The sequence below is a fragment of the Pseudomonas sp. Sample_10 genome, assembly GCF_004321495.1.
In the GTDB taxonomy this organism is placed as follows: Bacteria; Pseudomonadota; Gammaproteobacteria; order Pseudomonadales; family Pseudomonadaceae; genus Aquipseudomonas.
Map to the genome: position 1 here is coordinate 159,512 of NZ_RCOE01000220.1, position 25,550 is coordinate 185,061.

General features: G+C 58.9%; 19 protein-coding genes. 9 read left to right on the forward strand and 10 right to left on the reverse strand.

Going from position 1 to position 25,550, the window contains the following annotated elements; translation table 11 throughout:
• The first annotated feature begins 71 nt into the window (after positions 1-71).
• The 5 genes from D8U18_RS22180 (at position 72) to D8U18_RS22200 (ending at position 5,060) form a co-directional block, all read left to right on the forward strand.
• Complete coding sequence (locus D8U18_RS22180) at positions 72-1,406, forward strand: TRZ/ATZ family hydrolase (RefSeq protein WP_131108413.1); 1,335 nt, start codon at positions 72-74, stop codon at positions 1,404-1,406.
• Positions 1,407-1,464: 58 nt separating this feature from the next.
• A complete protein-coding gene (gene ubiG, locus D8U18_RS22185) occupies positions 1,465-2,163 on the forward strand; it encodes a bifunctional 2-polyprenyl-6-hydroxyphenol methylase/3-demethylubiquinol 3-O-methyltransferase UbiG (RefSeq protein ID WP_056856461.1) in 699 nt (232 codons plus the stop codon).
• A gap of 4 nt (positions 2,164-2,167) precedes the next feature.
• Positions 2,168-2,839 carry an N-acetylmuramic acid 6-phosphate phosphatase MupP gene (mupP, locus tag D8U18_RS22190; RefSeq protein ID WP_056856462.1) on the forward strand — a complete coding sequence of 224 codons (672 nt, stop codon included), beginning with the start codon at positions 2,168-2,170 and terminating at the stop codon, positions 2,837-2,839.
• 189 nt (positions 2,840-3,028) lie between these two features.
• Positions 3,029-3,769 (forward strand): YciK family oxidoreductase, encoded by a 741-nt coding sequence (locus tag D8U18_RS22195; protein ID WP_056856463.1) that lies wholly within the window; start codon positions 3,029-3,031, stop codon positions 3,767-3,769.
• 364 nt (positions 3,770-4,133) lie between these two features.
• Positions 4,134-5,060 carry a GGDEF domain-containing protein gene (locus D8U18_RS22200; RefSeq protein ID WP_056856464.1) on the forward strand — a complete coding sequence of 309 codons (927 nt, stop codon included), beginning with the start codon at positions 4,134-4,136 and terminating at the stop codon, positions 5,058-5,060.
• Positions 5,061-5,134: 74 nt separating this feature from the next.
• Here the strand turns inward: D8U18_RS22200 and D8U18_RS22205 are convergent, their stop codons facing one another.
• Positions 5,135-5,929 carry an iron-containing redox enzyme family protein gene (locus D8U18_RS22205; RefSeq protein ID WP_130904145.1) on the reverse strand — a complete coding sequence of 265 codons (795 nt, stop codon included), beginning with the start codon at positions 5,927-5,929 and terminating at the stop codon, positions 5,135-5,137.
• 44 nt (positions 5,930-5,973) lie between these two features.
• Complete coding sequence (locus D8U18_RS22210) at positions 5,974-8,430, reverse strand: EAL domain-containing protein (RefSeq protein WP_130904146.1); 2,457 nt, start codon at positions 8,428-8,430, stop codon at positions 5,974-5,976.
• A 220-nt stretch (positions 8,431-8,650) separates the two neighbouring features.
• On the opposite strand from D8U18_RS22210, the gene D8U18_RS22215 reads away from it, so the two are divergent.
• Complete coding sequence (locus D8U18_RS22215; protein ID WP_131108414.1) at positions 8,651-12,784, forward strand: hypothetical protein; 4,134 nt, start codon at positions 8,651-8,653, stop codon at positions 12,782-12,784.
• Position 12,785: 1 nt separating this feature from the next.
• Here D8U18_RS22215 and D8U18_RS22220 read toward each other — a convergent pair whose 3' ends face one another.
• From D8U18_RS22220 to D8U18_RS22240, 5 genes are all read right to left on the reverse strand, one after another.
• Entirely contained in the window at positions 12,786-14,603 is a 1,818-nt protein-coding gene (locus D8U18_RS22220) for an ABC transporter ATP-binding protein (protein WP_056856468.1), read from the reverse strand.
• The gene (locus D8U18_RS22225) at positions 14,596-15,198 is read right to left on the reverse strand and encodes a DsbA family protein (RefSeq protein WP_177336610.1); all 603 of its coding nucleotides are present in this window, start codon (positions 15,196-15,198) and stop codon (positions 14,596-14,598) included. The genes D8U18_RS22220 and D8U18_RS22225 overlap by 8 nt, the downstream gene beginning before the upstream one ends.
• Before the next feature lie 36 nt (positions 15,199-15,234).
• Positions 15,235-16,179, reverse strand: coding sequence for a rhodanese-related sulfurtransferase (locus tag D8U18_RS22230; protein ID WP_056856470.1), 945 nt, complete (start codon positions 16,177-16,179; stop codon positions 15,235-15,237).
• A 267-nt stretch (positions 16,180-16,446) separates the two neighbouring features.
• Positions 16,447-16,743 (reverse strand): BolA family protein, encoded by a 297-nt coding sequence (locus D8U18_RS22235; protein ID WP_056856471.1) that lies wholly within the window; start codon positions 16,741-16,743, stop codon positions 16,447-16,449.
• A 12-nt stretch (positions 16,744-16,755) separates the two neighbouring features.
• Positions 16,756-17,280, reverse strand: coding sequence for a DUF2059 domain-containing protein (locus D8U18_RS22240; protein ID WP_056856472.1), 525 nt, complete (start codon positions 17,278-17,280; stop codon positions 16,756-16,758).
• A 192-nt stretch (positions 17,281-17,472) separates the two neighbouring features.
• Between D8U18_RS22240 and D8U18_RS22245 the strand changes: the two genes are divergently transcribed.
• The gene (locus D8U18_RS22245) at positions 17,473-18,867 is read left to right on the forward strand and encodes a class II fumarate hydratase (protein ID WP_056856473.1); all 1,395 of its coding nucleotides are present in this window, start codon (positions 17,473-17,475) and stop codon (positions 18,865-18,867) included.
• A gap of 130 nt (positions 18,868-18,997) precedes the next feature.
• Here D8U18_RS22245 and D8U18_RS22250 read toward each other — a convergent pair whose 3' ends face one another.
• Positions 18,998-19,957, reverse strand: a complete 960-nt coding sequence (locus D8U18_RS22250; protein WP_056856474.1) for a DMT family transporter — start codon at positions 19,955-19,957, stop codon at positions 18,998-19,000.
• Between the two features lie 205 nt (positions 19,958-20,162).
• Between D8U18_RS22250 and D8U18_RS22255 the strand changes: the two genes are divergently transcribed.
• Positions 20,163-20,357 carry a DUF6316 family protein gene (locus D8U18_RS22255; protein WP_056856475.1) on the forward strand — a complete coding sequence of 65 codons (195 nt, stop codon included), beginning with the start codon at positions 20,163-20,165 and terminating at the stop codon, positions 20,355-20,357.
• Between the two features lie 120 nt (positions 20,358-20,477).
• Here D8U18_RS22255 and D8U18_RS22260 read toward each other — a convergent pair whose 3' ends face one another.
• Both D8U18_RS22260 and pap read right to left on the reverse strand, forming a co-directional pair.
• Positions 20,478-21,662, reverse strand: coding sequence for a thiolase family protein (locus D8U18_RS22260; RefSeq protein ID WP_131108415.1), 1,185 nt, complete (start codon positions 21,660-21,662; stop codon positions 20,478-20,480).
• 103 nt (positions 21,663-21,765) lie between these two features.
• Entirely contained in the window at positions 21,766-23,289 is a 1,524-nt protein-coding gene (pap, locus tag D8U18_RS22265) for a polyphosphate:AMP phosphotransferase (protein WP_131108416.1), read from the reverse strand.
• 275 nt (positions 23,290-23,564) lie between these two features.
• On the opposite strand from pap, the gene mnmC reads away from it, so the two are divergent.
• Positions 23,565-25,547 (forward strand): bifunctional tRNA (5-methylaminomethyl-2-thiouridine)(34)-methyltransferase MnmD/FAD-dependent 5-carboxymethylaminomethyl-2-thiouridine(34) oxidoreductase MnmC, encoded by a 1,983-nt coding sequence (gene mnmC, locus D8U18_RS22270; RefSeq protein WP_131108417.1) that lies wholly within the window; start codon positions 23,565-23,567, stop codon positions 25,545-25,547.
• The last annotated feature ends 3 nt before the right edge of the window (positions 25,548-25,550 follow it).

The following is a 25,550-nucleotide window of genomic DNA, read 5'->3' on the forward strand; positions in this document are numbered from 1 at the left end:
GATTATAGCGATCCCCCCGCGAAGACGCTCGGGTATACTTCGCCATCCCTTACAAAAGCACTGGACCTTCGATGCCGAACACTGCCGCTGCGCTCGACCTGTTGTTGCTGCCGACCTGGCTGGTACCCGTCGAACCTGCCGGCGTTGTCCTCAAGGAACATGCCCTGGGCATCCGCGACGGGCGCATCGTTTTTATCGGCCCACGCACAATTGCACTGAAGCTTGATGCACGCGAAGTCCGCGAGTTGCCGGGCATGTTGCTCAGCCCGGGCCTGATCAACGCCCACGGGCACGCGGCAATGACTTTGTTCCGCGGTATGGCCGATGACTTGCCGTTGATGACCTGGCTGGAAAACCACATCTGGCCCGCCGAGGCCAAATGGGTCGATGAAGCATTCGTACGCGATGGCACCGATCTGGCTATCGCCGAACAGCTCAAAGGTGGCGTCACCTGCTTCTCTGACATGTACTTCTTCCCGAAGGTTGCCAGCGAGTGCGTCCACAACAGCGGTATTCGTGCGCAAATCGCGATTCCGATCCTCGACTTCCCGATCCCCGGCGCCAGCAGCGCGGACGAAGCCATTCGTCAGGGCATCGAACTGTTTGGCGATCTCAAGCATCACGACCGCATCAAAATCACCTTCGGCCCCCATGCACCCTACACCGTGGGCGATGAAAACCTGGAAAAAATCCGCGTGATCGCCGAAGAGCTCGACGCGTCGATCCACATGCACGTGCATGAAACCGCCTTCGAAGTGCAGCAAGCGCTCGAACAGCGCGGCGAACGCCCCCTGGCCCGCCTCGCTCGCCTGGGCTTGCTGGGGCCGCGCTTCCAGGCCGTTCACATGACCCAGATCAGCGAAGAAGACCTGGCGCTGCTGGTAGAAAGCAACACCCATGTGATTCATTGCCCGGAGTCGAACCTGAAACTGGCCAGCGGTTTTTGCCCGGTAGAGCGTTTGTGGCAGGCCGGGGTCAATGTTGCCGTGGGCACCGACGGCGCCGCCAGCAATAATGACCTCGACCTGCTGGGCGAAACCCGCACCGCCGCGCTGCTGGCCAAGGCCGTCGCCGGTTCGGCCACCGCGCTGGACGCTCATCGCGCCCTGCGCATGGCCACGCTCAATGGCGCCCGCGCCCTGGGGATCGAAGCCGACACCGGCTCGCTGGAAGTCGGCAAAGCCGCCGACATCGTCGCGTTCGATCTCTCCGGCCTGGCCCAGCAACCGATCTATGACCCAGTTTCACAGCTTATATATGCCACCGGCCGGGACTGCGTGAAACATGTCTGGGTCGCCGGCAAGCAACTGCTCGACGACCGTCGCCTGACACGCCTGGATGAACAGCAACTGGTCACCACTGCCAAGGCCTGGGGCCAACGCATCAGCGGCCGTACCGAATCGTAAGCACCCCGGACTCAACCCCGGGGCAACAGGATTTTTCAAGTTTTAGAGGACTTAACCCATGAGCAACGTCGACTACGCCGAAATCGCCAAATTCGAAGCCCTGGCCCATCGCTGGTGGGACCGCGAAAGCGAATTCAAACCTCTGCACGACATCAACCCGTTGCGGGTCAACTGGATTGACGAACGCGTCAGCCTGGCCGGCAAGAAAGTCCTCGACGTCGGTTGCGGCGGCGGCATTCTCAGCGAAGCCATGGCTCAACGCGGCGCCACCGTAATGGGTATCGACATGGGCGAAGCGCCACTGGCGGTCGCGCAGTTGCATCAATTGGAATCCGGCGTGAGCGTCGAATACCGGCAGATCACCGCCGAAGCCCTGGCCGAAGAAATGCCGGAACAGTTCGATGTGGTCACGTGCCTTGAAATGCTCGAACACGTGCCGGACCCGTCTTCGGTGATCCGCGCCTGCTTCCGTATGGTCAAGCCGGGGGGCCAGGTGTTTTTCTCCACCATCAACCGCAACCCGAAGGCGTACCTGTTCGCCATCGTCGGCGCCGAATACATCATGAAGCTGCTGCCGCGCGGCACCCACGACTTCAAGAAATTCATTCGCCCATCCGAGCTGGGTGCCTGGAGCCGCATGGCCGGGCTGACCGTCAAGGACATCATCGGCCTGACGTACAACCCGCTGACCAAGCATTACAAACTGGCGTCCGACGTGGACGTCAATTACATGATCCAGACCCTGCGCGAGGAGTAAGCCGATGCGTATCAGAGCAGTTCTTTTCGACATGGACGGCACCCTGCTCGACACGGCGCCGGACTTCATTGCGATCTGCCAGGCGATGCGTGCCGACCGTGGCTTGCCACCGATCAACGATAAACACATCCGCGACGAGATCTCCGGCGGCGCCAAGGCGATGGTCGCGGTAACGTTCTCGATGGACCCGGAATCACCGGGTTTCGAGGCGTTGCGTCTGGAGTTCCTGGAGCGCTACCTCGTCGGATGTGCGGTGCACAGCAAACTGTTCGATGGCATGGGCGAACTGCTCGCGGACATCGAGAAGGCCAACCTGATCTGGGGCGTGGTCACCAACAAGCCGCTGCGCTTCGCCGAACCGATCATGCAACAACTGGGGCTGGCCGAACGCTCGGCCTTGCTGATCTGCCCGGACCATGTGAAGAACAGCAAACCGGACCCGGAACCGTTGATCCTGGCCTGCAAGATGCTCGATCTGGATCCGGCCAGCGTGCTGTTCGTGGGCGATGACCTGCGCGATATCGAATCGGGTCGCGATGCCGGGACCAAGACTGCGGCAGTGACGTTCGGCTATATCCACCCGGACGACAACCCGCGGCACTGGGGAGCGGATGTGGTGGTCGATCATCCACTGGAGTTACGCAAAGTGCTTGATAGCGCTTTGTGTAGCTGCTGAGTAGAGATGCTTTTGTGGCGAGGGAGCTTGCTCCCGCTGGGCTGCGAAGCGGCCCTTTAATCTGCCACTGCAATCTATCAGGCACACTGAATTTGCAGGTTTTACGACTGCTTCGCAGCCGAGCGAGAGCAAGCTCCCTCGCCACAGGTTCAGTGCCGGCCTTATTGTTGAATTGTCGTGAGGTTTTTTATGTTCGATTATTCCGCCCGCCCCGACTTGCTCAAGGATCGGGTCATTCTGGTCACCGGCGCTGGCCGTGGCATCGGCGCTGCCGCCGCTAAAACCTATGCGGCTCACGGCGCAACCGTGCTGTTGCTGGGCAAGACCGAAGCCAACCTGACTCAGGTCTACGACGAAATCGAAGCCGCAGGTCACCCGCAACCGGCGGTGATTCCGTTCAATCTGGAAACCGCCCTGCCCCATCAATACGATGAGCTGGCGGCGATGATCGAGACCGAGTTCGGTCACCTCGACGGCCTGCTGCACAACGCATCGATCATTGGCCCGCGCACGCCGATTGAACAACTGTCAGGCGAAAACTTCATGCGGGTCATGCAAGTCAACGTCAACGCCATGTTCATGCTCACAAGCACATTGTTGCCGCTGCTCAAGCTGTCCAAGGACGCCTCAGTGGTATTCACGTCCAGCAGCGTTGGACGCAAGGGCCGCGCGTACTGGGGCGCCTATGGCGTTTCCAAGTTTGCCACTGAAGGCTTGATGCAAACCCTGGCAGACGAAGTCGACACCGTGGCGCCAGTGCGTTCCAACAGCATCAACCCGGGCGCCACCCGCACGAGCATGCGCGCCCAGGCCTATCCGGGAGAAAACCCACTCAACAATCCGACGCCCGAGGAGATCATGCCGGTCTACCTGTATTTGATGGGTCCGGACAGCACAGGCATCAACGGGCAAGCTTTTAACGCCCAGTAATGCCGTACGTCGCTTTTGTGCCGCGGCGAATTTCCGTCGCGGCACCGAGGCCGAAGTGAAACTCCAGTCAAACTTATGTCAGCGTATGCACCACAACCGTTCTTAAATCTTCTAAACAATTGATTTATAAGAATTTATCAACACCCCCTGATTTGGCACGACTTTCGCTCTGCACTTGCTCACATACGCCGTGTGAACGCGAACCGGGCGGAGCTGCAGTCGACAGGCTCCAAATCTTCTACAAAGCCGATTAAACTTGTACGAAATGTCCTACGGGGCTGACGGACCAGTACTGACGCGCAGCCTAAAGCCGCTCTCACCCAGCTTGTAAGACACAGCCTTACTGCTCAAGGGCGCACGCCATATGAAATCACCTTCCCAGACCAACGCAATTGACTTCGATAGCGCCAAATTGCAGCGCCTGGGTTTTGGTCAGCAGCAACCCTCTCCAGAAAGACCTGCCAGCCTTGCGAAACTCCGCCAGCAGTTGAGCTTGCAACTGCAAACCAGTCTTGAACCCCAACGCATTCTCGGCCTGTTCTTTGTTGAAGTTCAGCGCCTGGTCCCGCTGGATGCCTTGAGCTACGAGCACAAGAGCAGCGACCTGCGCCTTGAGTTCGGTCAACGCGGCCACCACTCGATCAGCTACAGCCTCAGCCATGAGGGTGAACATCTGGGTGAATTGGTGTTTCGCCGCAACCAGCGCTTCAGCGAGCAGGAACAGGGCAACCTGGAATCGCTGCTGGCGACGTTGCTGTATCCGATGCGCAATACCCTGCTGTACCGCGCAGCCACTCAAAGCGCGTTACGCGACCCGTTGACCGGCACCGGCAACCGCATCGCGATGGATCAGACGTTGCAGCGGGAAATCGATCTGTCACGGCGCCATCTGCAACCGTTGTCGTTGTTGATGCTGGACATCGATCATTTCAAGCAGATCAACGATACCCATGGTCATAGTGCGGGTGATGACGTGCTCAAGGCAGTTGCTGCTTCGATCAAACATCAGTTGCGCAACGTCGACATGGTGTTTCGTTTCGGCGGCGAGGAGTTTTTGATTCTGCTGTCGAACACCAGCCGGGAAGCTGCTGCCCTGGTCGGTGAACGCCTGCGGTTTGCCGCTCAGAGCGAGGAATACATCGCCGATGGGCGCTCGATTCAACTGACCGTCAGCCTCGGTTGCTCGACCCTGCTGCCTGGCGAGTCTGCCGAAAGCCTGGTGCGACGGGCTGATAATGCGCTGTATGTGGCCAAGCGCGAGGGGCGCAATCGGTTGGCGATGGCGGGCTGAGCCGTTGCTCGCTGCACAAAAGACTGTGGGAGCCAGCAAGCTGGCTCCCACAGTTCTACAGCGGCTTCTCGGGATCAGCTTTCGGCCAATTCCAGTCGCTCACGGGTTACCGGTGCCTTCTCTGCGTGCTCAAGCTGCATGCAGCGCTCCAGGAACAGGTACATGTAGTCGTAGCTCTTGCACACTGCCTGACGCAGCTCCACCTGCAGGGCTTTGCTCGGATTCATCCCCGCCAGAGTGCAAATGATTTCCAACGCTTCCCAAGGATGGGCATCGTCGTACTGGGCATGCATTTTCAGCCACTTCATCGCACGCTTGCGCTCTTCCTCAGGGAAAGAAGCGGCGTACACGCCGTTGGAGCAAACCACCGCCGACCACTCGCCGGTCGCACCTTCAATGGCATAGTTGGTGGCGGCAATGGCAACGATCAGCGAATCCGAAGAACTGGTGTGCCAGCACCAATGGCTGAGGGCGTGAAGTTCCGGGGCAACCTGTTGTGCCTGCAGATCTTCCAGGCTGACGCCGTGTGCACGGCTCCAGTTCACCCAATAATCGGCGTGGTTCAATTCGACCCGAATGTTGCGCATCAGCCAGCGACGCGCCATGTCTTCGCCCGGATGGCGGGCAAATCGGGTCTTGGTCAGGTTTTGGGCCATGTATAACGCGAACTGTTCGACCACCGGCCAACCACCGATCAGGTATTGGCGCATGGTCTTCGCACTGAGTTTGTTATCTCGCATGCGTTGATACAGTTCGTGTTCGACCACCCGGCGCTTGCTCTCGCTGCAGTCCTTGATCAGGCGCTGAGCCCATTCAGGGTAACTCGCAGCTTCCATGAGCGGTCCGGTTCGGTTGAATGTGTCGATCACTGTCGAGCTCCTTTTGATTGTGATTATTAGATCAGCGAGAGATTTCAACGGAACGTGCCAGGGGCCTTGAACAACAAAGGCTGAGGCCTGGCCGGACGACTCTGGAGACTATCGCAGGTAAACAACTGCGGGCGTTCAATGACATACCCTTGAGCATAATCTACACCAATCTCCAGCAAAGCCTGTTCGATCTGAGTCGTTTCGACAAACTCGGCAATTGTGCGCTTACCCATGACATGCCCGATGTGGTTGATCACCTCGACCATGGCGCGGTTAATCGGGTCGTCCAGCATGTCCTTTACGAAACTCCCGTCAATCTTCAGGAAGTCTACAGGCAAATGTTTCAGATACGCGAATGAGGACATACCGGCGCAAAAATCGTCGAGCGAAAACAGACAACCTAAGCCTTTGAGTTCATTGATGAATCTGATTGCACTGCCAAGATTTGAAATGGCGCTGGTTTCGGTGATTTCAAAACAAATCATTTCAGCGGGAATTGAATACGTCACGAACTGTTCGCGCAGGAAGTCGAGAAACGCCTCATCTCCGATGGTTGTGCCTGACAGATTGATCGCACACATGGCCAGCGGCCCGCAATGCGGCTCGGCCCGGCATTGGGCAATGATCTTGAATACGTTCTGTACGACCCAGCGATCGATCGAACTCATCAGGCCGTAACGTTCCGCCGCCGGAATAAAGCTGTCGGGCAGAATCATGCGCCCGGCTTCATCATGCAGACGCAGCAGAATCTCTATGTGCCCGCCGCCCGAGTCGACGCCCAGGGGCGCGATTTCCTGTGCGTACAGACAGAAGCGGTCCTCTTCCAGCGCCATGTGCAGGCGCTGCACCCAGGCCATTTCGCCGAAGCGCAGGGACAATTCCGAATCATCGGGGTGATAGACCTGAACCCGATTGCGGCCCTTCTCCTTGGCCATGTAGCACGCCATGTCGGCAGCGCGCAGCGAGGCTTCAAGCGTGGTCGGATTCTGCGAAACGTGCACCAGACCGATACTCACGGTGGTCACGAATGGCCGGCCCTTCCAGACGAAGTGCAAATTCTGCACAGTCTGGCGCAGCGACTCGGCGATTTTCTCCGCGGCCTCTGGCCCGCAGTTTTCCAGCAGGATGCCGAACTCGTCCCCCCCCAGCCGGGCCAGCGTATCGCCTTCACGCAAACCCGATTGCAGCAGCGCGCAGATATGCCGCAGCAACTCGTCACCCGCGGCGTGGCCGCAGGTATCGTTGACCAGTTTGAACTGGTCCAGATCGAGAAACATCAAGGCATGCCGCCCTGATTGGCGCGTGAGGTTATGCAGCGCCTGCTCCAGGCGATATTCGAATTCACGGCGATTGGCGAGGCCGGTCAAGGCGTCATGAGTCGCCTGCCAGGACAGATTGGCGATGTATTGCCGCTCCTGAGTCATGTCGTGCAACACCAGCACCGTGCCGCTGACCTTGCCGGCATTGCTGATCGGCGCCCCCACCAGCGTCACCGAAACCGTGCTGCCATCGAGGCGTTGAATCAGTTTTGAATGCTCGCTGCCACCGCTGAGTTGCCCACTGAGAATATGTTCGATCAAGGTAAAACCATCGGACTGGGCGTTTTCATCCAATAGATTGAACAACGCCGCGAGCGGCAATCCTGCGGCCTGCTCGGCCTTCCAGTGAGTCAACGCCTCGGCGGCCGGATTCATGTAGGCGATGGCGCCATCCACATCCGTGGTAATCACCCCGTCGCCAATCGATTGCAGGGTGATTTGCGCCCGGTCCTTTTCCAGCTGCAAGGCATCGGCAAATTCATGGCGCTGCTTGAGCAGTTTGTGAGTACGCATCAACGCCAGCACGATCAAGCCCAGGGCGGTGGCGAGGTTGGTCAGCAGCAACAAGCGAAGAATCATCCGCGAGCCTTCGCCCAGCGCGTCACTGAAGGCTTTCGCCGCCGGTGTCACTTCATCATTGATGGCAAAGATCTGCGCTTTCCAGCGCTGGATGTCCGCCGCCGAAGTCGGGTGGGCGGTGATGTGCTCGTGCATGTCACGTGCAACGTCGTCGAGCTTGACCAGGTAATCGTCACCCACCGTCCACAGGTCGATGGCTTTCTCCAGATAACTGAAATGACGGAAATTGAGGTACAGCCAGATCAGACTGGAGACGTCGTCCGGGTGGTTACCGCCCTTGAGAATGGCCAGCCGCGCTGCTTCGATATCGGGCGGCTGCTGATCCAGCGCGACGCGCAATTCATGACCGCCCTGAGGAACGGAAATGGCCTGCTGATACTTGCGGAAAATGTCCTGATCGCCGTTGTCGGCATAGAGATTGAGGTAATAGATGGCGTCTTTCTGGCCCTTGGACCAGAGGCTTTCGCCGGCAACATAGCCGCGAACCGCCGACAGCACATACAGGCTAACGCCGCCCAACAAGGCTTGGAACAGCACAACGGCGATAAAAGGCCAGACGATGCCCAACAGCCGTGGCGATCCGAGTGTCCGCGTTTGATTCATGTGTTCCCTTGTAATAGCACTGCTTGACCGTCATCCGGACGAATTCGCTGTAGCTAGACTAGGGTGAGTTCAAGGTTCCGGCAAGCGGAGGTTCAGCCTCGGTCACTCTAAACACAGCCATAAATATGTACAGCCACAGCAGATTTCGAGATCGATTTACTGGGCACTCGAGAATTCCCCTACGTGTTGTTGCGGGAATTGATTTCACGAGGAGTGCCACATGACATCGACACCTTTAGCTAAACCCGACACACCGGCTGCCAAAGAAGTTCGTGCCCGACAAGAGTTGGGACTGGATGACGGTCCGGATATCGATTATTTCATTGCCCGCCCTACAGCTCAGGATCAACAACGCTTCAAGACCTTGCAACGCAACGCCCCCACGCTTGCACAGTCTCTGACCATCAACCAGTACAAGATAAAACTCATCAATGCTCAAATCGTCGATACCGTTAAAACCTTTATCAGCAGTGAATCGTCGCTGATCCGTCATTTGGGCGGCGATGTACTGCGTCTGGCCTCCGAAGAGCAATTGCGTACAACGCCCTCGGTAATTCTCCAGGAAATCTTGAGCGCGCCCCGAACACAGGAACTTGCAGACCAACTGCTGAAGAAACTCAAGTGGTATGGCGCGCACCCCGGCGAACAGACGTCGACGTCCGTACGCAATCAACTGATTTGCAAAGCCATATGCCTCTATTTTCAGGAGTCGTCGGCTGACGACTCGCATGTACTCGCCGGCTTCCGCTGGCAAGATCCGGCACGTTGGGGCAAAAGCTACCAGAGCCTGCGCAGCGAATTCGAACAGCACTTGCTGCACACCCGGCGGCTCACCAATATCAAGGATGCGATATTACTGGCGCGCGTGTACCAGACCCGCCTCTCGAAGGACTTCGCTGTGCGCGACATCCCGCCCGATCTTCCCTACAAAAGTTCGGTGGTGTGGGTGAACTTCATGCACGGCGTGCTGCTGGCAGATGAACTCGGCCTGAATCGATCGCAAACCCTGTCCTTTCAACAGCTCGTCGACCTGCCCCTATCCCGGAGCGCCGACGCCTCGTCCGAACAACTTGAGCAGATTACTCGACTGAGGATGGGACCGGCACTGGAATGGGCGATCTGCTGTGGCATCGTTCAATCGCGCGCAAACTCGGATTACGACGAGAACGATATGACGCGGGCGACGGCCGCCCTGGAAAGCCACAGCGAGAGCCTGAACAAAGCTGTCATGACCCTCGATTTGCCACCCCCTGAAAGGCTGAAAATGGCCAAGCAGGCGAAAGATGATGTGTTTGGCGAAGCAATGTTCGAATCGGACGGGCGCAAGTTGTTGCGCGATGATCCACCAAGCAGCCTGGGCTCCAAGGATATGCCCTCGTTGAACCTGCCAGGCGATGCATTCCTCGATGTCTATGCCGATGGTCAGCTCGATGACGGCAGAAAATTTTTTGTCACCCAATCCGATGGCAAGACACGAACCAGTCTCTGGATCAAAATCGACGACATGCGAACCGTGCATCATGAGCCGTTTCGCAAAGACCACAGGGGCATCGAAAGGCCTGTGCTAACCCGATACGGGGGCAAGACGCTGCCTGATATCAACCAGCAGTTTGCAACGGACTTTGCACACTACCTCTCGAAAATCAGGACGGCCTATCAGACTCTGATCGCCAGTCTGCTGACCTCGCTGCCACTGGCCGACCGCCAGGCCCTCGTAGAAGGTGACGTCCGCCTGCTGAGCCTGCATCTGGAGCAGGCACGCATCGAAGCAAGCGGCGATATCCGGCCACGAAAAGGTTTCGTTCTACAGGTGACCCACAATCATGAAATCACCTACTACGAATTGATACCCAGTGCCGGCATGATTCGTCGCAGAGACCACTTGAGGTTTTCAACCGTCGAAGGCGTCCGCACCACGTACCCCTTGCACGCCTCAATTCCTGGACAAACATACTCTGCTGAAATCAGCACCTCGCTGCTTCTTGACTGGTCTGCGCACTTGAACGGCACCAGGCCCGCTGAGAAGGCGTATTGCATAGCGATCCTCGGCGTGGTCGGTGACGTGCCTGCCACCGCCAATACCGAAGGAACGGCACAGGTCATCACCCGTTTGAATGCAGTGGCCCAATACATTGCAACAAACTTTCTGTACGTCGATGAAAGCCAATTACGTGCCCAGGCACGTGGCATGACAACATTCGACACTATCAGGGCCAGGAACGAACAACGGCGCAATACTTTCGTAGAGATTGCCAAAGCGTTCGTACCCTTCTGGGGCAGTATTGACGATCTTCTGTCAGGCCAGATACTCACAGGCGTGATCGGACTCGCCATGGACCTGGCTTCTTTCGTCAGTCCCATCGGAAAATTCATGGCGGGGTCGGTGCGTTTGATCAGGGCCGCGACCACAGCCTCGCGCATGGCCGTCAAAGCAAGTCTGCCTTCCTTTTCGACCTTGACCCGAAAACTGCTGGTCGCGTCGCTGCGCAACCTGAACCCGTTGGACGGGGTTCCGTCATTGCTCAAGGCCATCGGCAGCGGTACGTGGAAAGGGCTGTATACGGCGGGCCGCTTTGGTGTCAGTGGACTGAGAAAACTGGCAGGAAACACCGACAGCTACCGACTGGTTCACAACCTGCCCCAAGCAACCGACCCCGGGCGCTGGAAACCTCTGACATCGAGTGATCGACTGGCAACGATCGACGGTGTCGATGATGTACTCGTGCGCAACACCAGCCCGTCGGACCTGACCCGATTCCACCCGGTCGACCCGGTAACGTCATTGCCCTATGGTCCCCGCCTGCACAATCACAGCGACAACCTCATACATGGCCGGTCAACCTTCAAAACGTTAGCCCCCACCGATACGCACACGCTGGTAGAACTTCCGGAGCAAGCCCGTATCCGTGAAGTACTCGAAGTCGATGGTCGTACCACTCTGTTCGTGGATGACATCCCCTATCGACTGGACAACGACCAACTGCGTCGTGCCGACTTGATCGATGACCAGGCGATGTTCAAATCCTTGCCTTGCCGGGTACGCCGCCATCCGGGTGCCGATGTCTGCAAGACCACATTCGTCACCGTCGATCCGGCCCCGACGCCGGCCATTGGCAGTTTCGACGAGACTAAAGGCTGGGCGCCGTGGTTCGGAGACAGTATCTATACGCCGGCCACTGCGGATCGGGCGATGTTGCTTAAAACCCTGAAGTCTAAAAGATCGCTCCCGGCTACGGTGGAGTTCCAGAAAGGGATCTATGGCAGGATCAAGGTAGACATCCCCTACGGCAAACAGGGTCAGTTCGACACCTTCGAAGCCGGTGCCATCATCATCCCGGCGATAGACGAATCCAAGCGCTACGTGTTTACCCGCCTGGATGCCGGACACTTTTATGTCGCCGAACTGGCACAAGGTCAAAACCTGACGGACAAACTGAATCTCAGTAAAGCTTCGAGATTGCCGGAAGATCTCAATCAAGAACTGCTCACGGTCTACACCGGTTCATTGAATGCCAACAATGTGGCAAGGATTCACGGCACGCCGGCAGTGGAGCGAGCGTTGCAAACCATGGAAGAGATTGCCATTCCGATTGGCGGCCACGTGAACCCGCCGGACACGCTCAAGCTGCTCAAAGTCGATACCAGTCCAGGCGAAGCGGTGCTGTTCGATCACTCGACCCGAATGATTGTCACGCAGTTGCCCAAAGGGGCAACCAGTTGGTCGCGAAGCAAGGTCGCATCAGAAGAGTTCCGGAAAAGAACCGTGGAAATCTTCGATACATTGTTCCTTGAGCCGAGCACCGTGCTGAACAATGCCGACAGCGCATTGAATATCAAGAAAACGATGATGAAGCTGCACAAGCTTATCCCTTACAACCAGCGTTCATTCAATCCCAGAAACATCGCCTACGCGGAAGTCGTCACTGCCACCGGGAATCGCGAGGTCTATGTCAGTGTTTCGGGGGCGCAGGGGGCGACCGGGCATCTGCCTTTGTTCAAACAGAATCTTGGCGCAGATCAGATCAGGGTCGGTGAAACGACTTACTTCAATGTCGATATGAATCAGGAATTTCCCAACACATCACTGCTCGTGTCGAATGAAGGAAAACTGCTCGCTGTGCCGGCAACCATAAAGGAAATTGATAGCTATCACCCGGCACTGACGCGCAGGCCCACATCACTGGACAGTGAAAGCAAGTTGATCAGCGCCATTCGCGAAAAGTACCCCGATGCCGGATCGATCGAAACCGTGAACGTCGCTACCACCATGCCACCTTGCGAATCGTGTTCGGTGGTGGTCAAGGAGTTCGGTTTCGACGGCGGTGAAAATGCTTTGAACGTCCTGTGGAACTGATCTAGTGCTGCTGCAAATGCCCATACAACTTGGCATACAAGCCGCCGTCGGCAATCAACTGCTGGTGATCGCCATCCTCGGCAATCTGCCCACCATCGAACACCAGCACACGGTCTGCCTGTTTTACCGCCGATAGCCGGTGGGCAATGATCAGCGTGGTGCGGTTGCTGAGGAACCGCGCCAATGCCTGGTGCAGGTTGTATTCGGTGGCGGCGTCCAGCGCTGAGGTGGCTTCGTCCAGAATGACCACTTTCGGTTCAGCCAGGACCATCCGCGCGATGGCCAGGCGCTGGCGCTGACCGCCGGACAAACGCACGCCGGACCGCCCGACGATGCTGTCCAGGCCGTTGGGCAGTTCATGGATGGTGGCGTGCAATTGGGCGATTTCCAAGGCCTGCCAGCAGGCCTCGTCGCTGCGTTCGCGGCCCATGGTCAGGTTGGCGCGCACCGTGTCATTGAACAACGCCGGATGCTGCAGGACCACCGCGACGTTTTCCCGCACCGTTTCCAGGCCGATTTCCTGCTGGGTCGAGCCGCCGAAGCGAATGGTTCCCGCCAGCGGCGTGTACAGGCCCAGCAACAACTGTACCAGCGTGCTCTTGCCGCCACCGCTGGCACCGACGATGGCCACTTTTTCACCGGGGGCGATAGACAGGTTCATCTGGTTCAACACCAGCTCGTCGCCATAACCGAAACTCAAGCCCTGCACCTCGATACCGACAGTTTCGCGTCCGGTGAACGGGTCGACGCCCTTGGGGTATTGCGGCTCATCGGCGCGCGACAGCAGCTCGTTGATGCGCGACAGCGCACCGCCCGCCGCGTAGAAGGCGTATTGCAGGTTCAGCAGTTGTTCGACCGGACCGATCATGAACCACAAGTAGCTGAACACCGCGAGCATCTGGCCGATCGACAGGTCGGAAAACAGCACCGTGAGCATGGCGGCGGCGCGAAAGATATCGATGCCGAACTGGAACAACAGACCGCTGGCCCGGTTCGAGGCGTCGGTTTTCCATTGGGAATTGACCGCGTAATCGCGAACTTCCCTGGCCCGCAGCCCCAATCGACCGAGGAAGAAGCCCTGACGGTTGCCGGCGCGCACTTCCTGGATGGCATCCAGGGTTTCGGTCAGCGCCTGGGTGAATCGCGAGGTGCTGTCGTTCTCGAGTTTCTTCAGGTGTTTGACCCGTTTGCCCAACTGCACCGTGGCGTAGATCACCAACGGGTTGAACAGCAAAATCAACAGCGCCAGTTTCCAATGCATCCACATCAGAATCCCGGCGGTGCCGACCAGGGTCAGCATGGCCACCAGGAAGCGGCTGAGGGTTTCGCCGACAAACTTGTCCACCGTGTCCAGGTCGGTGACCAGATGAGTGGTGACGGTGCCACTGCCCAGGCTTTCGTATTCACCCAGTGAAATACGCTTGAGGCGTTCGATCAGGCGGATGCGAATGCGGTAGACGATGTCTTTGGCCAGGGCAGCGAACAACCGCGCCTGAAGCACGTTGAACAGCAACGCCGCGCAACGCAGGGCCAGGGTCACCACCAGCATCAGGCCAATGTAACCGGCGGCTTTTTGCCAAACCTCAGGCAGCGCGAGGTTCATGATTTTCAGCGCGGCGTCACCGTGCCCCAACAGCACTTCATCGACCAGCAACGGCAGCAGCAACGGGATCGGCACACTGCACAGCGTCGCCAGTACGGCAACGCCGTTGGCGATCCAGAGCGATTTCTTGTGATGAAGCGCCAGACGACGGATTTCCGCCCAGCTCAAGCGGTCGACACGTTTAGCGGTTACGGCTTCGTCGGGCAGGTCATGCACAGGCAGCGCGCTCCAGCCAGCGGCCGAGCAGCGGGGACAAAACGCTCAAAGGCTGATAGCCATTGGTCAGCAACGCCAATTGCCCGTTTCGCTCAGCCAGTAACGTGGGGAAACCGGCGATGCCCAGGTCCTGGACCCAGGTGAAGTCGGCAGCCGTCGCGGCATGCGTATCGGCACGATCAAACGCTGCTGCGAATTCGATGCGCGGCAGACCGGCCTGTTCTGCCAGCTCCACCAGGACACTGGCGCGCGTGACATCGCGACCTTCAGCATAAAAGGCATGTTGAATCAGGCCGAGCAGTTTCCAGGCACAATCCGGCGCCAGGTTGCGAGCCGTCACCAGCGCACGGCAGGCAGGTTCGGTGTCGTAGACAAAACCGTCAGGCAACGCGCCCTCACGCTTGAACGGCTGGCCGGTAGCCTCGGTGACCGCCTGCCAGTGCTCAAGGATATAGCGCCGGGTGGTCGGTTCCAGCGCGGCGCCACTGCCGGTGCGCAAACCGCCCACTACCAGATGCACCTCCACTCCGGCGGCCGCCGCCTGCTCTACCAATGCGTTTGCAACCGGAGCAAAGCCCCAGCACCAGGAGCACATCGGGTCCATCACATAGAGCAGGCGCGCAGACATGGTTCAGGCCTCGGAAGATGATGCTTGCTTGTAGTTGTAGCCGATCGGGTGAGGCATGTTGCGGGCCTTGGCCAGTTCGATCTGCTTTTGCCGATCGATGGCGCTGCGCCGGGTTTTCTCGCTCAGTTTGTCCCAGCAATGCGGGCAGCTGATACCGGCTACGTAGTGCTCGGAGGCGCGATCCTCGATGCTGACCGGCGTGCGACAGGCATGACATTGATCGTAATCACCTTCGCTCAGGTCATGGCGAACGGTCACGCGGTTATCGAACACAAAGCAGTCACCCTGCCACTTGGTTTCTTCCTGTGGCACCTCTTCGAGGTACTTCAGGATGCCACCCTTGAGGTGATAGACCTCATCGAAGCCTTCGCTGAGCATGTAGCTCGAAGCCTTTTCGCAGCGAATGCCGCCGGTGCAGAACATGGCGACCTTCTTGTGCACGGCCGGGTCGAAGTTGGCTTTGATGTAGTCGGGGAATTCGCGAAAACTGGTGGTTTTCGGATCGATGGCGCCTTCGAAGGTGCCGATCGAGACTTCGTAATCGTTGCGCGTGTCGATGAGCAGCACTTCGGGATCGCTGATCAGTGCGTTCCAGTCCTGCGGATCAACGTAGGTGCCGACCTTTTTGTTCGGGTCCACGCCTTCGACGCCGAGGGTGACGATTTCTTTCTTGAGTTTGACTTTGGTGCGATAGAACGGCTGTTCGTCGCAGTACGACTCTTTGTGGTCGATGTCGTCCATGCGCGGGTCGTTCTTGAGCCAGGCCATCAGCCCGTCGATGCCTTCGCGGCTACCGGACACGGTACCGTTGATGCCTTCTTCGGCGATCAGCAGAGTGCCTTTGATGCCGTTGTCGACCATTGCCTTGAGCAGTGGCTCGCGCAGGTCGACGTAATCTTCCAGGGTGACGAACTTATACAGTGCCGCCACGACAATCTGTTGTGTCATGGATGAATCTCCAGGTGGCTACCCTCGTAAGGGGTGAACCGGATGCGAAAAAAAACGCGCCGGGTGAGCGGCGCGTTGGGCATTCTAACAAAAAACCGTGCTGTTTAGGACGACGATGTGGCGAGGGAGCTTGCTCCCGCTGGACTGCGAAGCAGTCGTATTGCTGGCGACTGCACTCTTTCAGACAAAACGCCGTTGCAGGTTCCGGGACTGCTTCGCAGTCCAGCGGGAGCAAGCTCCCTCGCCACAGTTCTTCAGCCCATCACATCAATGGCTGCCGCCAGCACAGGTCGGCGAGGCCGGCGCCGCGTCGATCTGTGCCCATTCTTCAGGCGTGTAGGTATGCAGCGCCAACGCATGGAACTCGCCCATCAGCTCGCCGAGCGTGCCGTAGACTTTCTGGTGGCGCTTGACCCGGTTCAGCCCTTCGAATTGCTGGCTGACAACTACAGCCTTGAAGTGCGTCTGTAACCCGCGACTGTGCATGTGGCTTTCATCGAGCACCTGCAGATGCTGGGGCTGAAGCAGGCCCAGCGTCGATTCGATGCGTTGTTGCATGGTCATACAGAACTCCGCTTAAGGCTTGGCCTTGGCTGGCGCAGCGGCGCCTTTGGGCTCCAGCTCGGCAGTCATGTCGGCCAGCAGTTTGTTGACGACAGGTACCGCGCTTTCCAGCTTGGCCTGGGTCATCTGGGCCGATTGCTGGGTCAGTTGCGGCATTTTTTCCAGGACTTTCTTGCCCAATGGCGATTTGTAGAAGGCCACCAGGTCCTTGAGTTCCGACTCAGTGAAGTTGGTGGTGTAGAGCTTGACCATGTCCGGCTTCAGCTTGTTCCAGCCAATGGCCTGGTCCAGGGCGGCGTTGGCCTTGGCCTGGTAGGTTTCCAGTACCGCTTTTTTCGAGTCCGGGGCTTTGGTTTGCTGGAAGCGTTGAGCAAACATTTGCTGCACTTGCATGTACACCGGAGTGCCCAATTTGTCAGCATGCGCCAGGGTCAGGAAGGCCTCGGCACTGGCGTTGTGGCTGGCGGTGTCGGCAAAAACCTGGCCGCTGGCACAAACCAATGCAACCGCGGTACAGATGGCACGAAGACGAGTCATCGAGTTTCCTTTTCTAGCAGGCGAGGTAAAACCCCAAGGACGTCCATTCTGCGCCTAAAAAACGCTGTCACTCAACCCCAAGCCTTGTCGCGCCTGATTTAGAGGGGTTCAATGGTTGCAAGCGAGACAGATGGAACCCCGGCCGGCGATCACGGCCTAAACTGCGCAATCAGACTTACAGGAGTGTGACCGATGAGCCGTATCGAAACCGACAGCCTTGGCCAGGTTGAAGTCCCGGAGGAGGCCTACTGGGGCGCACAGACACAACGCTCGCTGGTCAACTTTGCCATTGGCAACGAACAGATGCCGCTGGCCGTGCTGCACGGTCTGGCGCTGATCAAGAAAGCGGCGGCACGGGTCAACGACCGCAACGGCGACCTGCCCGCCGACATCGCCCGGCTGATCGAACAAGCGGCGGATGAGGTACTCGCCGGCCAGCATGACGATCAGTTTCCGCTGGTGGTGTGGCAAACCGGCAGCGGCACCCAGAGCAACATGAACGTCAATGAAGTGATTGCGGGCCGGGCCAACGAACTGGCGGGCAATCCGCGCGGCGGCAAATCTCCGGTGCACCCCAACGATCATGTCAATCGTTCCCAGAGTTCCAACGACTGCTTCCCCACCGCCATGCACATCGCCACCGTGCAGGCAGTGCAGCACCATTTGCTGCCGGCGATCAGCGAACTGTCGGGCGGGCTGGCTGAACTGTCAGCGCGTCACATGAAGCTGGTGAAAACCGGGCGCACGCACATGATGGATGCCACACCCATCACCTTCGGCCAGGAAGTTTCGGCTTTTATAGCGCAACTCGATTACGCCGAGCGGGCCATTCGCAGCGCGCTGCCGGCGGTGTGTGAACTGGCCCAGGGCGGTACGGCGGTCGGTACCGGGCTGAACTCACCGCACGGTTTCGGTGAAGCCATCGCTGCTGAACTGGCGGCGCTTTCCGGCCTGCCGTTCGTTACCGCACCGAACAAATTCGCCGCCCTGGCCGGGCACGAGCCGCTAACGACCCTGTCCGGGGCACTGAAAACCCTCGCCGTGACGCTGATGAAGATCGCCAACGACTTGCGCCTGCTCGGTTCCGGACCGCGTGCCGGTTTTGCCGAAGTGAAGCTACCGGCCAACGAGCCGGGCAGCTCGATCATGCCCGGCAAGGTCAACCCGACCCAGTGCGAAGCGCTGTCGATGCTCGCCTGTCAGGTGCTCGGCAATGACGTGGCGATCGGTTTTGCCGCCAGTCAGGGGCACTTGCAGTTGAACGTGTTCAAACCGGTGATCATCCACAACCTGCTGCAATCGATCCGCTTGCTCGGCGATGGCTGCAGCAACTTCCAGCAGCATTGCATAGCAGGCCTTGAGCCGGATGCCGAGAAAATGGCAGAACACCTTGAGCAAGGCTTGATGCTGGTGACGGCGCTGAACCCGCACATCGGTTATGACAAATCGGCGGAGATTGCCAAGAAGGCTTACGCCGAAGGGTTGACCTTGCGCGAGGCGGCACTGGAATTGGGGTATCTGACCGATGAAGAGTTTGATGCGTGGGTAAGGCCGGAGAATATGCTGGAGGCCGGGGCCAAGGGCTGAGATTGGTAGCGCCTGCAAGTCCGTCATCGCGGGCAAGCCTGCTCCCACAGGGTTTTGTGTCGTTCACTGATATTGTGATCGCCTTGATCCTGTGGGAGCGTGGCTTGCCCGCGATGAACGATAACGCGGTCTAACCGGCCGCCATCCGCATTTTCCGCGCCTTCAGCCCGGCAATCAACGAAGGCCCCAACGCCACCAGCGCCGAACCCAACACCACCAGCACTGCCCCGCCATACCCCAGACCATTGATGGTCTCGGCATGCACATAGTCCGGCCACCACCAGGCGGCCAGGGCAACCGCCGCAAACGTCACCAACGGTGTAATCGCCAGCGTGGCACTGACCCGCGATGCTTCCCAATGCGCCAGTGCTTCGGCAAACGCGCCGTAGGCAATCAGGGTGTTCATGCAGCATGCCAGCAGCAACCAGCCTTGCAACGGGCTCAATTGCAGTGCTTCGAGTGGATGCACCCACGGCGTCAGCAACAGCCCGCAGAACAGATAGATCACCATCATCACCTGCAGCGAGTTCCACACCGTCAGCAACTGCTTCTGCCCCAAGGCATAAAAGGTCCAGACCGTGGACGCCAGCAGCACCAGCAACACACCGGCGGTGTAATCGCTCAGCGACGTGAGCAACTCAGAGAGACGCTGATTGAAAAACAGCACGAAGCCAATCAGCAGCACGAGCAAGCCAATGCCCTGCCCCAGGCTGAAACGCTCCTTGAAGACAAACAGGCTGGCGATCAACAACATGATCGGCCCCATCTGCACCACCAGTTGCGCGGTGCCGGGGCTGAGCAGGTTGAGCCCCATCAGATACAGCACGTAGTTGCCCACCAGCCCCAGTACCGCCATCAACACCAGCCAGCCGCCGCGTGGCCCGAGCACTTTGCGGCTCGGCAGGCGTTTGGTCGCCGCCAGATACAGGAACAGGCAGCTGCCGGACACCATCAAGCGAAACCAGGTGACCGTCACCGGGTCCATCACCAGCAAGACCTGCTTGAGTTTGATGGGAAGGATTCCCCACAGCAACGCAGTCAGCAGGGCCAGAAACAAACCGTAGACCCAGCGACCCGATGAAATGTGCATGCAAACCCCGAAACCCGATGACAAGTAACGGCATTCTAGGCGCACCGGCGCGCAGTACACAGGCACAGTTGGCGTCTGGCCGCGAATGAAACTGTGCAGGTCGCAACGCTTGATTGACGAACTGCCGCTGATCGGATCGATAGGCGCCGCAAGTGGTTCTTGCATAAGCTGATTGGATCCACAGGACACTTTCAGGAGATTCGCCATGTATGGCATGCGCGCCCAGGACAACGCTCCCGGCCTGCACTTTCGCAGTGATCGGTTATGTCGAGTGAATGGGGAGTTGTATTTCAGCACCCGGGAAAACACCCTCGAGGGGCCGTTTGCCAATGTCGAGGCGGCTGCGCGGGAGATTCATGCTTATATAGAGCGGATGAAAAATATGGCGACGAATGGATAAACCGAGTCGCCTTCATCGCCAGCAGGCTAGCTCCCACAGGATCTGTGTCGCCCATCAGATCCTGTGGGAGCTAGCCTGCTGGCGATAGCTATTTAACAGTCATGACAAAATCCGAGGCGTTTACCGAACCGCCTCAAACAACCCGGTCGCCCCCATCCCGCCACCCACGCACATGGTCACCACGCCGTAACGCAGATTGCGCCGCTGTAACTCGCGAACGATGTGCCCGACCTGACGCGAACCGGTCATGCCAAACGGGTGGCCGATGGAGATTGAGCCGCCGTTGACGTTGTACTTGTCGTTCTCGATCTCCAGCCGATTGCGCGCGTAAAGGCATTGCGAGGCAAACGCTTCGTTGAGTTCCCACAGGTCAATGTCGGCCATCTGCAAGCCCTTGGCCTTGAGCAGTTTCGGCACCGAAAACACCGGGCCGATGCCCATTTCATCCGGTTCGCAGCCGGCCACGGCGAATCCTCGGAAAAACGCTTTTGGCTTCAAGCCAAGCGCCAGGGCTTTCTCCAGGCTCATCACCATCGTCATGGACGCGCCGTCCGACAATTGCGACGAGTTGCCCGCCGTCACCGAACCATCTTCAGCGAAAACCGGATTCAATCCGGCCAGGCTTTGCAGCGTAGTGTCGGGACGGTTGCAGTCATCGCGATCGACGACACCGTCGAGAATCTGCACCTGCCCGGTGGCTTTGTCTTCAACGCGATACTTCACCGCCATCGGCACGATTTCATCATCGAACAACCCGGCAGCCTGTGCCTGGGCGGTGCGTTGCTGACTTTGCAGGGCGTACAGATCCTGCTCTTCACGACTGACGTTGTAGCGGCGGGCGACGATTTCGGCGGTCTGGCCCATCGGGAAATAAATACCCGGCACCTGTTCCTTGAGCAGCGGGTTGATCAGGTTATCGGTGTTGACGCTTTTCATGGTCAGGCTGATCGACTCGACCCCACCGGCGACGATGATGTCGCTGCAACCGGAAGCGATCTGGTTGGCAGCGATGGCAATCGCCTGCAAGCCTGACGAGCAGAAGCGATTCAAGGTCATGCCGGCGGTACCGATGCCAAGACGCGACAACACCGCGACGTTGCGCCCGATGTTGTAACCCTGGGCGCCTTCATTGGAGCCGGCGCCGACGATGCAATCCTCGACGCTGGCCGGGTCGATGCCGGTGCGTGCCAGCAAGGCATTGACGCAGTGCGCTGCCATGTCGTCCGGACGGGTCTGGTTGAACTTGCCGCGAAAGGATTTGGCCAGGCCGGTCCGCACGCTGTCGACGATCACCACTTCACGCATGGCATTACCTCATTGTTGTTGTCGGTTGAGAGTGGCCCGAGCATAAGCCCACCCAATTACCAACCGCGACAATCATTCACCCCGCGTATGCGCAACCATCGCCTCACTTCTTGCCCTTGTTGGCCTTGCTGGCGTGTTTATCGGATTTCCTGAACGCTTCTTCCAGTGCCTGATTGATCGTGCGCAACACCTTGACCCGTGCCCAGCGCTTGTCGTTGGCTTCAATCAACGTCCACGGCGAGATTTCGGTGCTGGTGCGGTCGACCATGTCGCCGACAGCGGCGCGATAGTCGTCCCACTTTTCCCGATTGCGCCAGTCATCCTCGGTGATCTTGAAACGTTTGAAAGGAATTTCTTCGCGCTCCTGAAAGCGTTCCATTTGAGTCTGTTTGTCGATGGCCAGCCAGAACTTGACGACGACCACCCCGGCATCGCCAATCTGTTCTTCGAAATCGTTGATTTCACTGTAGGCGCGCAACCAGTCCGCCGGGCTGCAAAAACCCTCGATACGTTCCACCAGCACCCGGCCATACCATGAGCGGTCGAACACGGTGAATTTGCCCCGTGCCGGCAGGTGTCGCCAGAAGCGCCAAAGGTATGGCTGTGCACGCTCTTCTTCAGTGGGCGCGGCAATCGGCACGATGTTGTATTGACGTGGATCGAGCGCCGCCGCCACTCGCCTGATCGCCCCGCCCTTGCCCGCTGCGTCGTTGCCTTCGAACACCGCGACCAGGGCGTGCCGGCGCATGCGTTTGTCCCGCATCAACCCGGAAAGCCGCGCCTGCTCGGTCACCAACTGTTCCTCGTAATCGTCTTTTTCCAGGTGCAGGGTCAGGTCCAGGCTGTCGAGCAGGTTGACTTGATCGACACTGGGCAACACCGGCGCAGCGCTGACTTTGTCCGGATGGATCTGCGGCCGCTGCAAGGCACCTCGCAGGCTTTCGAGCAGAATCTTGCCCACTACCAGGCTGCGATAGCGTGCATCCATACCAGCGATGACGTGCCACGGCGCATAGTCACGGCTGGTGCGACGCAGGACACGCTCACCGAACTTGACGAAACGGTCGTAGGTCTGCGATTGCTGCCAGTCCAGTGGGCTGATGCGCCAACTGTGCAAGGGATCGTCGGCCAACGCCTTGAGGCGCGCCTTCATCTGTTTCTTGGAGAGGTGGAACCAGAATTTGACGATCACTGCGCCTTCATCGCAGAGCATCTTTTCCAGGCGCTCGGCGCCATTGATGGCTTGATCCAGGCGCGGGTCCTTGAATTCGCCATGTACCCTGCCCTGCAGCATCTGGCTGTACCAATTGCCGAAGAAAACCCCCATGCGCCCCTTGGCCGGCAGCATCCGCCAATAGCGCCACGCCGGGGGGCGTGCCAGTTCTTCATCGGTTTGCTGATCGAACGTGCGGACCTCGATCAAGCGCGGGTCCATCCACTCGTTGAGCAATTTGACCGTCTCGCCCTTACCGGCGCCTTCGATGCCGTTGATCAGGATGATCACCGGAAAACGTTTTTGCTGCTGAAGCTCGAATTGCGCTTCGAGCAAGGCTTCGCGCAGCGCCGGCACTTCGGCGTCGTAGGTTTCTTTGTCGATGGCGTGGTCGATTTCAGCGGATTCGAACATGAACGGCTCCCTTGCAGATTTGAGCAAGACTAGCGGATGGACCTCTCTTGCGTGAGACAAATCCAATTTTCGCAGCCGCGAGAAACCTGTGGCGAGGGAGCTTGCTTGCGCTGGACAGCGTAGCTGTCGCCAAAAACATTGGCGGCTGCTTCGCACCCGAGCGGGAGCAAGCTCCCTCGCCACAAAGGCGTAGCAAGCTCCCTCGCCACAAAGGCGGATCAAGCGCCACGCCCGTGATCGGCTAGAATGGCCACCTTGCCGTTGCCGAGCCTGCCATGAAACCTGTATTGCCCCACGCCCAGCTCGACTGGGATGATCAAGGTCGTCCGTATTCGCGTGTGTTCGACGATGTGTATTTCTCCGATCAGTCGGGGCTGGACGAAACCCGCTACGTGTTCATCGAACAGAATCGTCTGGCAGAACGTTTTGCCGCGTTGTCACCCGGTGGCCGGTTGGTGATTGGCGAAACGGGGTTTGGTACCGGGCTGAATTTTCTCTGTGCCTGGCAGGTGTTCGAGCAACATGCGGCGCCCGATGCGCGGCTGCATTTTGTCAGTGTCGAAAAATATCCATTGAGCCTCGCCGACCTGCAACGCGCCCTGGCACTATGGCCGCAGCTCAAGGTATTTGCCGATCAACTGCTGGCGCAGTACGTGGCCATCCATCAAGGCTTTCAGCGCCTGACACTGGCCAACGGCCGGGTCACGCTGACCTTGCTGATCGGCGATGCACTGGAGCAACTGCCGCAACTGGACGGGCCAATCGACGCCTGGTTTCTCGACGGTTTTGCCCCGGCGAAAAACCCTGACATGTGGACCGCCGAACTGTTCGTCGAACTGGCACGATTGGCTGCTCCCGGCTCGACCATCAGTACCTTCACCAGTACCGGTTGGGTTCGGCGACTGCTGAACGCCGCGGGCTTCAAGATGAAACGCACGCCGGGCATCGGCCATAAATGGGAAATCCTGCGTGGAGAATTCCTCGGGTGGCCGCAGGAGGTTGCTGCGCCAATCCCGGCCAAACCCTGGTTTGCCCGCCCTGCACCGCTGACGGGTGAACGCCGGGCACTGGTGATCGGCGCCGGTCTGGCCGGTTGCGCCAGCGCCGCCAGTCTTGCAGCGCGAGGCTGGCAAGTGAGCGTGCTGGAGCGCCACGCCGACATTGCCCAGGAGGCCTCCGGCAATCCACAGGGTGTGCTTTACCTGAAGTTATCGGCGCACGGCACCGCGCTGTCGCAAATGATCGTCAGCGGTTTCGGCTACACCCGACGACTGCTGGAGCACTTGCAACGTGGCACTGACTGGGACGATTGCGGCGTGCTGCAACTGGCGTTCAATGCCAGGGAAGCCGAACGACAGGCGCAATTGGCCGAGGCGTTTCCCGCAGACCTGCTGCACCTGATCGATCAGCCCCAGGCCCAGGCGCTGGCGGGGATCGGACTGGCGCACGGCGGCATGTACTTTCCCGAAGGTGGTTGGGTGCATCCTCCGGCGCTGTGCCAATCGCAGGTTGCACAGCACAACATTCAAATACTGACACACCACGATGCCGTGCAACTGCGCAAGGTCGACGGCCAGTGGCAAGCGTGGGACGGCGAGCGCTTGCTCGCCAGCGCCCCCGTGGTCGTGCTGGCCGGTGCCGCCGAGATTCAACGCTTCGCCGAAAGCGCAGAATTGCCGCTCAAACGCATTCGCGGGCAAATCACCCGCCTGGCGCAAACCCCGCAAAGCCAGGCCTTGAGCACGGTGGTATGTGCCGAAGGCTATGTGGCCCCCGCGCGCCATGGCGAACATACCCTCGGCGCCAGTTTCGATTTCAAGAGCGACGACCTGACTCCGACCATCGCCGAACACCAGGGCAACCTGGCCATGCTCGAAGAGATTTCCCACGATCTGGTCACGCGACTGGGGGCCGACACGCTTGCCCCGGAAAGCCTCCAGGGTCGGGCGGCGTTTCGCTGCACCAGCCCCGACTACCTGCCGATTGTCGGCCCGTTGGCCGACAGTCAGGCTTTCGCCCAGGCCTATGCGGCACTCGCCAAGGATGCCCGGCAAGTGCCGGACATCGAATGCCCATGGCTCGACGGCTTGTACGTCAACAGCGGTCACGGCTCACGTGGTTTGATCACCGCGCCGCTGTCCGGCGAATTGCTCGCCGCCTGGCTGGATAACGAACCGCTGCCTCTGCCCAGGGCGGTGGCCGAAGCCTGCCACCCGAACCGTTTTGCCTTGCGCCGATTGATTCGCGGCAAGGCCTGAGAC